The sequence below is a fragment of the Citrobacter sp. genome (assembly GCF_050252275.1).
GTDB classification, from domain to species: domain Bacteria; phylum Pseudomonadota; class Gammaproteobacteria; order Enterobacterales; family Enterobacteriaceae; genus Citrobacter_A; species Citrobacter_A amalonaticus.
The window spans coordinates 1-9211 of record NZ_JBFWLF010000187.1 but is presented as its reverse complement, the minus strand read 5'-3'; the positions used below and the strand labels follow the sequence as shown (position 1 = coordinate 9211).

9 protein-coding genes and 2 pseudogenes are annotated in these 9211 nt (G+C 54.4%); 6 read left to right on the top strand and 5 right to left on the bottom strand.

Annotated elements, in window-relative coordinates:
- Together AB7E14_RS15550 and kdsA are read left to right on the top strand one after the other, a co-directional pair.
- Positions 1 to 126, top strand: a pseudogene (locus AB7E14_RS15550) (hypothetical protein); the annotation flags it as partial.
- Between the two features lie 36 nt (positions 127 to 162).
- Complete coding sequence (gene kdsA, locus AB7E14_RS15545) at positions 163 to 1017, top strand: 3-deoxy-8-phosphooctulonate synthase (RefSeq protein ID WP_043000485.1); 855 nt, start codon at positions 163 to 165, stop codon at positions 1015 to 1017.
- Between the two features lie 53 nt (positions 1018 to 1070).
- On the opposite strand, the gene chaA is transcribed toward kdsA, so the two are convergent.
- Positions 1071 to 2171: a sodium-potassium/proton antiporter ChaA gene (gene chaA / locus AB7E14_RS15540; RefSeq protein ID WP_043000486.1), complete on the bottom strand. Its 1101-nt coding sequence runs from the start codon at positions 2169 to 2171 to the stop codon at positions 1071 to 1073.
- A 273-nt stretch (positions 2172 to 2444) separates the two neighbouring features.
- On the opposite strand from chaA, the gene chaB reads away from it, so the two are divergent.
- Together chaB and AB7E14_RS15530 are read left to right on the top strand one after the other, a co-directional pair.
- Positions 2445 to 2675, top strand: a complete 231-nt coding sequence (gene chaB, locus AB7E14_RS15535; RefSeq protein ID WP_043000487.1) for a putative cation transport regulator ChaB — start codon at positions 2445 to 2447, stop codon at positions 2673 to 2675.
- Positions 2676 to 2871: 196 nt separating this feature from the next.
- Positions 2872 to 3567 carry a gamma-glutamylcyclotransferase gene (locus tag AB7E14_RS15530; RefSeq protein WP_044257693.1) on the top strand — a complete coding sequence of 232 codons (696 nt, stop codon included), beginning with the start codon at positions 2872 to 2874 and terminating at the stop codon, positions 3565 to 3567.
- A gap of 47 nt (positions 3568 to 3614) precedes the next feature.
- On the opposite strand, the gene AB7E14_RS15525 is transcribed toward AB7E14_RS15530, so the two are convergent.
- Together AB7E14_RS15525 and AB7E14_RS15520 are read right to left on the bottom strand one after the other, a co-directional pair.
- On the bottom strand, positions 3615 to 3860 hold the full coding sequence (locus AB7E14_RS15525; RefSeq protein ID WP_042318612.1) for a DUF1883 domain-containing protein: 246 nt from the start codon (positions 3858 to 3860) through the stop codon (positions 3615 to 3617).
- A gap of 263 nt (positions 3861 to 4123) precedes the next feature.
- Positions 4124 to 4477, bottom strand: a complete 354-nt coding sequence (locus tag AB7E14_RS15520) for a DsrE/DsrF/TusD sulfur relay family protein (RefSeq protein WP_043000489.1) — start codon at positions 4475 to 4477, stop codon at positions 4124 to 4126.
- Between the two features lie 208 nt (positions 4478 to 4685).
- On the opposite strand from AB7E14_RS15520, the gene AB7E14_RS15515 reads away from it, so the two are divergent.
- Positions 4686 to 6092 (top strand): YchO/YchP family invasin, encoded by a 1407-nt coding sequence (locus tag AB7E14_RS15515; protein ID WP_316961725.1) that lies wholly within the window; start codon positions 4686 to 4688, stop codon positions 6090 to 6092.
- On the opposite strand, the gene narL is transcribed toward AB7E14_RS15515, so the two are convergent.
- Positions 6093 to 6743: a two-component system response regulator NarL gene (gene narL / locus AB7E14_RS15510; RefSeq protein WP_042318615.1), complete on the bottom strand. Its 651-nt coding sequence runs from the start codon at positions 6741 to 6743 to the stop codon at positions 6093 to 6095.
- Positions 6736 to 8532, bottom strand: a complete 1797-nt coding sequence (gene narX / locus AB7E14_RS15505) for a nitrate/nitrite two-component system sensor histidine kinase NarX (RefSeq protein ID WP_216081410.1) — start codon at positions 8530 to 8532, stop codon at positions 6736 to 6738. The genes narL and narX overlap by 8 nt, the downstream gene beginning before the upstream one ends.
- Before the next feature lie 352 nt (positions 8533 to 8884).
- On the opposite strand from narX, the pseudogene AB7E14_RS15500 reads away from it, so the two are divergent.
- A pseudogene (locus tag AB7E14_RS15500) lies at positions 8885 to 9211 on the top strand (nitrate/nitrite transporter); the annotation flags it as partial.

Here is a 9211-nt window from a genome sequence, read left to right as displayed (position 1 = left end):
GAATGTGAACATGTCGCGCTGACCGATTTAAGCTATTTCGTTGAGCAGTGTCCGGAAGACCCGATCAGCGAAATGATTCGTGCGCAGATTAATAACATCTCGCATAAGCAAATTGTCCTGCATTAATTTATCGACATTCTTACTCATCATTAAGGCGATCCTATGAAACAAAAAGTGGTTAGCATTGGCGACATCAAGGTAGCAAACGATCTGCCGTTCGTGCTGTTTGGCGGGATGAACGTGCTGGAATCGCGCGATCTGGCGATGCGCATTTGTGAGCACTACGTGACCGTTACCCAGAAACTGGGTATCCCTTACGTGTTCAAGGCCTCTTTTGATAAAGCCAACCGTTCCTCTATCCACTCCTACCGTGGACCGGGCCTGGAAGAAGGGATGAAAATCTTCCAGGAACTGAAGCAGACCTTTGGCGTAAAAGTGATCACCGACGTTCATGAAGCCAGCCAGGCGCAGCCTGTCGCTGACGTTGTAGATGTGATTCAGTTACCGGCGTTCCTCGCGCGTCAGACCGATCTGGTGGAAGCGATGGCGAAAACCGGCGCGGTCATTAACGTGAAGAAACCGCAGTTCGTGAGCCCGGGTCAGATGGGCAACATCGTGGATAAATTCCATGAAGGCGGTAACGACAAGGTGATCCTGTGTGACCGTGGGGCAAACTTCGGTTATGACAACCTCGTTGTCGATATGCTGGGCTTCAGCGTGATGAAGAAAGTTTCTGGCAACAGCCCGGTGATTTTCGACGTGACCCACGCGCTGCAGTGCCGCGACCCGTTTGGCGCAGCGTCTGGTGGCCGTCGTGGTCAGGTGACTGAGCTGGCGCGGGCCGGTATGGCGGTCGGTCTGGCCGGTCTGTTCATTGAAGCGCATCCGGATCCGGACAACGCGAAATGCGACGGCCCATCCGCGCTACCGCTGGCGAAGCTGGAACAGTTCCTGGTGCAGATGAAAGCGGTTGACGATCTGGTGAAAAGCTTCGACGAGCTCGACACTGAGAACTAAGTCACGCAGAAACAGAAAACCCCGCCGCAGCGGGGTTTTTTTCGTCTGAGGGATCAGGCAAAGATCGTCATCAGATAGGCGGCAAACAGCGCCAGATGCGCCGCACCGTTCAGTACGTTAGTGCGCCCCGTTGAGAACGAGATATGGCACAGCACCAGTGACGCTACCATCACTACCATTTCTGGTGCGTCTAAGCCGAACACCAGGTCATTCCCCGTCGCCCACGCAATCAGCGTTACCACCGGTACCGTCAGGGAGATAGTGGCCAGCACTGAACCGAAGAACAGATTCATGGCGCGCTGCACCTGGTTATTCAGCACTGCTTTCAGCGCCCCAAGCCCTTCCGGAGAGAGGATCAGCAGCGCGACCAGGAAGCCGGTAAAGGCGACCGGGGCGTTCAGTTCGGTCAGCAGTGTCTCCAGCGGGTTTGCGTTCATCTTGGTGACGGCAATGACCGCAATCAGATGAATCACCAGCCAGACGGCATGCCACACATTACTGTGCGCAGAGGGCTTACCGTGATGCGGGTCGTCGTCGTCGCTGTCATCTTCGTGCTCATAAACAAACAGACTCTGGTGCGTTTTGGTCTGAATGAGCAGGAATACGCCGTACATCGCGGCAGAAATTAAGGCCACCAACAGCGCCTGGCCGGTGGTGAAATTCGCACCGGGCAGCGCCATCGGAAACACCAGCACGATAATTGCCAGCGGAAACAGGGCAATCAGATACTGTTTGATACCGAACAGATTCATATACTGAGTGGCGAACTTACGCCCGCCCAGTAATAACGAAAAGCCCACCAGACCACCAGTGACAATCATGATGATGGAATAGAGCGTGTCGCGCATCAGCGTAGGCGCCGCATCACCGGTCGCCATCAGCGCTGAGATCAGGCTGACTTCAAGAATGACCACGGACAGGCTCAGAATGAGTGAGCCGTAGGGTTCGCCGAGGCGATGAGCCAGTACGTCGGCGTGACGAACAACGCTAAAGGCGCTGCTTAAAATACCAATCAGGGCAAGAAGGTTAATGCCGATTACCGCTGGTAGTGAATGGCTGCCCCCCCACAGGAACAGCACTACCAGCGCCACAACCGGGAAAATAAGCGATGTCTCCTTATGGCGGGTTTTCACCGCCTCATGTGCATGTGTCATGAATGCTCTCCATCTCTGCAGGTCGATTTTAGTTATAAATGTAATAAAGCGTGTAAAAAATAACAGAAAACGCAGGCTTTACGGTGATATTTTACGAAATTTTACGGCATTTCGGCCTTTCACCTTTAAAACGACAGAAAGAGAAACTCTTGTTTATAGAGTGGTTAAATAACAGAAGCTTATGCAGGCTGCAGGACGAATAAACCTTATTGTAGTGGCAGAGGCGCTCAGGGTTGACCACACTTAAGGTTTAGCCAAAAAGTGGAGTCAATGATGCCCTATCAAGCAAAAAAAGATCTGCCAGACAGCGTACAACACGTCTTACCCGCCCATGCCCAGGAGATCTACAAAGAGGCGTTCAATAGCGCCTGGGAGCAGTACAAGGACAAAGCCGATCGCCGCGATGATGCCAGTCGGGAAGAGACCGCACATAAGGTGGCGTGGTCAGCAGTGAAAAAAGAGTATGCCAAAGGTGAAGATGAGAAGTGGCATAAGAAATCCTAACCACTTCAATTATAAGGTCTAACGCTATAGCTCCCGTGAACGCCTAGGCGAATCGTGCTACCCGCCCCCGTTGCTGCCTTGCAAGCGGCCCATGAATTGCATATTGTCGTGATATTGGTTTCAAAATGAGCAGTTAAAATGCCCGGAAGGCGTCAAAAAGTTGTCGCAGGGAAGTATGCAGTGGCGGAGGTGTAAGGTGTTAACGCGTGATTTCTTGATGAATGCCGATTGTAAAACGGCATTTGGTGCTATTGAAGAATCACTCTTATGGTCAGCAGAGCAACGTGCTGCGTCCCTTGCGGCGACGCTGGCATGCCGACCAGATGATGGACCGGTGTGGATCTTCGGTTATGGATCGTTGATGTGGAACCCGGCGTTAGAATTTGAGGAGTCATGTACCGGTACGCTGGTGGGATGGCATCGGGCCTTTTGCCTGCGTCTCACGGCAGGGCGCGGAACCGCGTGTCAGCCGGGACGAATGCTTGCACTAAAAGAGGGCGGACGCACCACCGGTGTGGCCTATCGTCTTCCGGATGCCTCGCTTGAACAGGAATTAACGCTGTTGTGGAAGCGCGAAATGATCACCGGCTGCTATCTGCCGACCTGGTGTCAATTGGCGTTGGACGACGGACGAACGGTCAATGCACTGGTATTTATTATGGATCCGCGCCATCCGCTGTATGAGTCGGACACGCGAGCGCAAATAATCGCCCCGTTGATTGCTGCTGCCAGTGGGCCGCTTGGCACGAACGCGCAGTACCTGTTTTCGCTTGAACAGGAGTTGCAGAAACTGGGGATGCAGGATGAGTGTCTTAACGATCTGGTGACTAACGTGCGCGGTTTGTTAGGGGAGTCCCTGCCTGAAGGTGTTTTGCGGCCGGGTTTCGCGTGAGGCTTATGTCGGCCCGGCTGCGTAAGCGCGACCGGGCCATTTGCGTATCAGGCGGCAATATAACTGATGGAATGTTCAAGCGACTGGCTATGACTGTCGATCAGGACATTCCAGACGCCGGTATACGGTACGGTCAACCATGCGTTATCACGGTTCTGCACGCTTAATATGTCGGTCTGCGTGTCTTTAACGTGATTTTTTTCGCTCATCAGATGGATGTGGCAACGCTCCGAACAGCGTACGACCACGGTATCCCCACCAAATAACTTCAAACTTGCCTTTACTAATGCCATTTCTCACCCCGTATTGAAAACAACGTACTTCCTTTCGGAAGTGCTGCGTGATGTTGTTCACATTTTACCCATGAGGCATAACACCAAAGAGTTAGGCTTCGGATGCTGATTTTGATCAAAAAATGGCATAACGATTAAACAATAGTGACAAAATCCCGGAGAAAAGCGTGATCGGGCGCACTTACTTTTGGTAAAGATACGCCCCAATAAGATTAAATTCGGAAATAACCGGCTGTTTCAGCAAGCTTGCCTGAAAAGGGGGATTAAAAGGTGAGCACTTTGTCGGCGGCCAGCGTCCATTGCGCCAGTTCCACCAGCGTTCCGACTTCCACGCCGTCGATCAGCGGCAGTGTCGTGATCCCGCGCCCGTCCGTGCAGGTCTTGCACAGTTTTACCGGGACGTTCTGGGCAGTAAGGATCTCCAGCATCTGCTGGATGTTGTAGCCTTCTGTGGGCTTCTGACCGCGCAAACCCGCCGTAACGGCATCCGACATCAGAAACAGACGAAGGTCGAGGTCGCTCGCCTGTTCACGTAACGCGATCGCCAGCCGCAGGCTGTTAAATAACGATTCGCTACCGTATGCCGCACCGTTGGCAATGATCACTATCTTTTGCATGTTGACTCCTGTTAGCGGGGAAGTTTGAATTGTCAGTCACTTATGTTACCGCGCAAGCGGGGTGATACCAACGAAAGTCTGAGGAAAAGGAGAGCCTGGCAAGAGTAAGGATATTCCTGAAAGTGTGAGAAAACCTGCAAAACGACGGGGAGTCAGGTAAGCTTTTAAAGGTTAAGTAAACTGAATTCCGTAAGAAGCTATCGCCGATTTGAGTCGTTTTGTATCGCATTTCCTCCCTCTCTGGTTACTCTTGCTGTTAGCAGGGGGTCACGCCAGTGCACAATCCGCCTTTATGCAACAGGCCGAAAATCCCTTTGATAATAACCAGGACGGGTTGCCCGATCTGGACATGGCTCCCGAATCGCATGAAGGCGAAAAACATTTCGCCGAGATGGTAAAAGCCTTTGGCGAGGCGAGCATGATCGACAACGGTCTGGACACCGGCGAGCAGGCAAAGCAATTTGCCTTTGGCCAGGTGCGCGATGCGGTGAGTGAACAGGTGAATCAACAACTGGAATCCTGGCTGTCGCCATGGGGGAAGGCCAGCGTCAATGTGCAGGTCGATAACGAAGGCAATTTCAACGGTAGTCGCGGAAGCTGGTTTGTCCCCTGGCAGGATAACTCGCGCTACCTCACCTGGAGTCAACTGGGTCTTACTCAGCAGGATGACGGGCTGGTGAGTAATGTGGGTATCGGCCAGCGCTGGGTGCGTGACGGCTGGCTGCTCGGCTATAACACTTTCTACGATAATCTGCTCGATGAAAACCTCCAGCGTGGCGGGCTGGGCGCTGAAGCGTGGGGGGAATACCTGCGGCTGTCGGCCAATTATTACCAGCCGTTTGCCTCATGGCGCGCCCATACGCCGACGCTGGAGCAACGAATGGCGCGCGGTTACGACGTAACGGCGCAAATGCGACTGCCGTTCTACGAATATCTCAATACCAGCGTTAGCGTGGAACAATATTTTGGTGACAGCGTCGATCTGTTCGATTCCGGAACGGGCTATCACAATCCGGTGGCGGTGAAACTGGGGCTGAATTACACCCCGGTCCCGCTGGTCACGGTCACCGCCCAGCACAAGCAGGGGGAGAGCGGTCTCAGCCAGAACAACCTCGGGCTGAACCTGAACTACCGCTTCGGCGTACCGCTGAAAAAACAACTGGCTGCCAGCGAGGTGGCGGAGAGCCAGTCGCTGCGCGGAAGCCGCTACGATCATCCGCAGCGCAACAACCTGCCGACGATGGAGTATCGTCAGCGCAAAACCCTGAGCGTATTTCTGGCAACCCCACCGTGGGATCTGCATCCGGGCGAAACGGTGCCGCTAAAATTGCAGGTACGTAGTCGGCATGGCGTTCGTCATCTCACCTGGCAGGGGGACGCGCAGGCGCTGAGCCTGACGGCGGGGGCAAACGCGGAAAGCGTTGAGGGCTGGACGGTGATTATGCCGGCCTGGGACAGCAGCGAAGGCGCGAATAACCGCTGGCAGTTGTCGGTAGTGGTGGAAGATGAGAAGGGGCAGCGTGTCTCTTCCAATGAGATCACGCTCACGCTGACGGAACCCTTTATGGCAATGCCAGGGGACGATCCGCGCTGGAGGTTGCTCCCGGAGGAGTAATCAGAAGATACGTTCCTGATGCACCCACACTGCCGCTTCAACACGTGATTTAAGCTTCATCTTCTTCAGCATATGCTTCACGTGGACTTTCACCGTGCTCTCGGTGATATCCAGGCGGCGGGCAATCATTTTATTCGGTAGACCCTGTGCGATAAGCTTCAGAATGTCACGCTCACGCGGGGTGAGTTGGGTGACATCGCGATCGGAGGTGGCGCGGTTGGCGCGCAGGCTGGCAGCCAGCACCGGCGTTAACGCTTCGCTTAAGACCATTTCTCCGGCGGCAGCCTGCTGTAACGACTTAAGCAGATCTTCCGGTTCCATATCCTTTAGCAGATAACCATCAGCCCCGCGCTTGAGCGCCGTCACGACATCTTCCTCATGATTCGACACGCTAAAGACGACGATCCGTCCGGACAGCGCTTTCTCACGTAATTTGTCTAAGGTTTCCAGCCCGTTCATCCCCGGCATGTTCAGGTCGAGCAGGATCAGATCCGGGTCAAGCGATTCGGCCAGTTCGATACCCTGTTCGCCGTTGCTGGCTTCACCGACCACGGTGATATCGGGCGCCATGCTGACAAGCTGTTTGACGCCGGTCCGCAACATCGGATGATCGTCGATGAGCAGGATAGTTGCCGGTTCCTGATTATTCATGGGTATCTCCTTGAACTTCTGTGAAGTATTTTTCGGGAATAAACGTGACAGCGACTTCAGTGCCTCCCGTCTCGCGACGGCGTACCTGGCAATCTCCGCGCAGGCTCTGTGCCCGGTCGCGCATAATGATCATGCCATAGTGGTTACTGCGTTCGGCGTTCTCAGGAACGCCGCAGCCGTTGTCCTGTACAGTCAATTTTACCTGCTTGCCTTTCAGCGCCACGGTGACCACCACATCATCAGCGTGAGAATGCTTAAGCGCATTGCTTAAGGCTTCGCGGGCAATTTGCAACAGGTGAATCGCCTGATGCGAAGGCACCAGGCGCGGTGGTAACTGGTAATCCAGTTTCACCGTAAAACCAAAACGGGCGCTGTATTCCTGGCAGCTGGCTTCCAGCGCGGGGCGCAGACCGGGTTCCGTCAGCCGTAAGCGAAACGTCGTCAACAGTTCACGCAGTTGCGCCCATGACGCATTCAGCTCGTTGCGGATCTGGCCGAGCAGGTCGCGGCTGCTGTCCGGCAATGTCTCTCCCTGCATTTGCAGGCAACTGACCTGCATCTTCATACAGGACAGTGATTGTGCAATAGAATCATGCAGTTCGCGCGCAATGGTTGCACGCTCTTCCATGACAATCAACTGCTGCTGGCGTTCCTGATTGCGATCCAACGCCAGCGTCGCGGTGAGCTGTTCCACGACGGTATCCACCAGTTGCTGCTGATCGTGACTCAGGTGATGCCCCTGCGGCAGGGTCGCCAGCAAAATGCCGTACTGGGTATGGGTGTCCGTTAAGCGCCATTTCAGCGTCATTCCCCCTTCAATTGGCGGCAGCGACTCGCGGGGACAGAGATGGCACCCTTTATCATCACAGCTGATATCGGACTGGCAGGTAAATTCCTGATGGTTCTCTTCATCTTCCTGATCATAAACCCGCAGTTCGATGTCATGCATTTGGGTCAGGTTTTGCAGACCGTTCAGCACCGGGGAGAGACGTTCGCAAAGCGGCACCGGCGAATGCAGACGGCGGTTGGCCTGCCAGAGAAAAGAGAGGATCTGGTTTTTCTGCTCCAGCCCGGCCGTTTTTTCTTTGACGCGTTGTTCGAGCACCGAATAGCTTTCCGCCAGTTCGTCGGACATGTTATTGAGCGCGTCGCCGAGCATCGCCATCTCATTACGCCCGCCGATTTGCGCGCGTTGGGTAAAGTCGCGCTGACTGACGGCGCGGGCCATCGACAACAGTTGCTTCCACGGCTGAAGCAGTCGCGCCCGCAGCCAGATAATGGTAAAGACCAGCAGCAGCGCCATAAAAATCGCCATCACCCGGTGCACCATCACCACGCGTTCGATGCGCATTTCGGTGGTGTGGTCAAACGCGGAGACGAGCCGATCAAGGCCAGCGACAAACTGGTTGACGTCGGCCGCGACGGCGTCTCTGCTACTGGCTTGCCGCAGGCCGGGGGAGAGTTCGCGATGCCAGTAATCCTGGAGGGCGCGCAGTTGTTCCTGCTGACCGTCGCGTTCTGCTGCGCGGGTCAGTTCCGGGCTGAACGCGGTCTGCTCCATCTCATCAAGCAATTTCTGGTCGTCAGCGCTCAGTGGTACCGCGGCGAGCAGTCGATAGCTTTGCATCCGCAGCGATCCGGTTTTATTAATGGCGTGCGCGCTACCCTGGACGCCCTGAACCAGCCAGCCAGAGACAGCCATACCCGCCACGCCGATCGCGGTTGAGAGCATCACAATAAGCGCCACCTGGTTAACCAGCGTGAGCGGAGAGAGACAACGTTTTAGCATAAAACCTTCTTCCTTCAGGTCTCCGGACAGCGAATGGGGAAACCTCAATGAATGACGAGAGTGCCGGGCAGAATCGGCAGTGGCGTTATTCTCGACCATCCCCTGGAGTATACCCATACCTAAAGCGAGTTACCTCTTAATTGCCGTATCCGCAGGGGATTTGAGGAAGGGGGTACCTGCGGCAGGCAGCACTGTGAAAAACCACGTATTTTTTGGTGAATTATCCTACTCACTTAGGGTGATCATGATTTTTCTGTTGAGATATCGACAACTTTTCCTTTGATTTATATCAACTTACCTCGCGCTGTAAACCCTACTGTTGCAGGCATCGAATCGAGTATCAGAGGTGTCTATGAGTCACTCATCCGTCCCCGAAAGGGCATCTGGAGCTGTAATCACAGAATGGCGGCCGGAAGATCCGGCATTCTGGGCACAGCGAGGTCATCGTATCGCCAGTCGCAACCTGTGGATTTCTGTCCCCTGTCTGCTGCTGGCGTTTTGCGTCTGGATGTTATTCAGTGCTGTTGCGGTGAATCTGCCGAAAGTCGGTTTCACGTTTACCACTGAACAGTTGTTTATGCTGACGGCGTTACCGTCGGTCTCTGGCGCGTTATTACGTGTGCCTTACTCCTTTATGGTACCGGTCTTCGGCGGTCGTCGCTGGACCGCGTTCAGTACC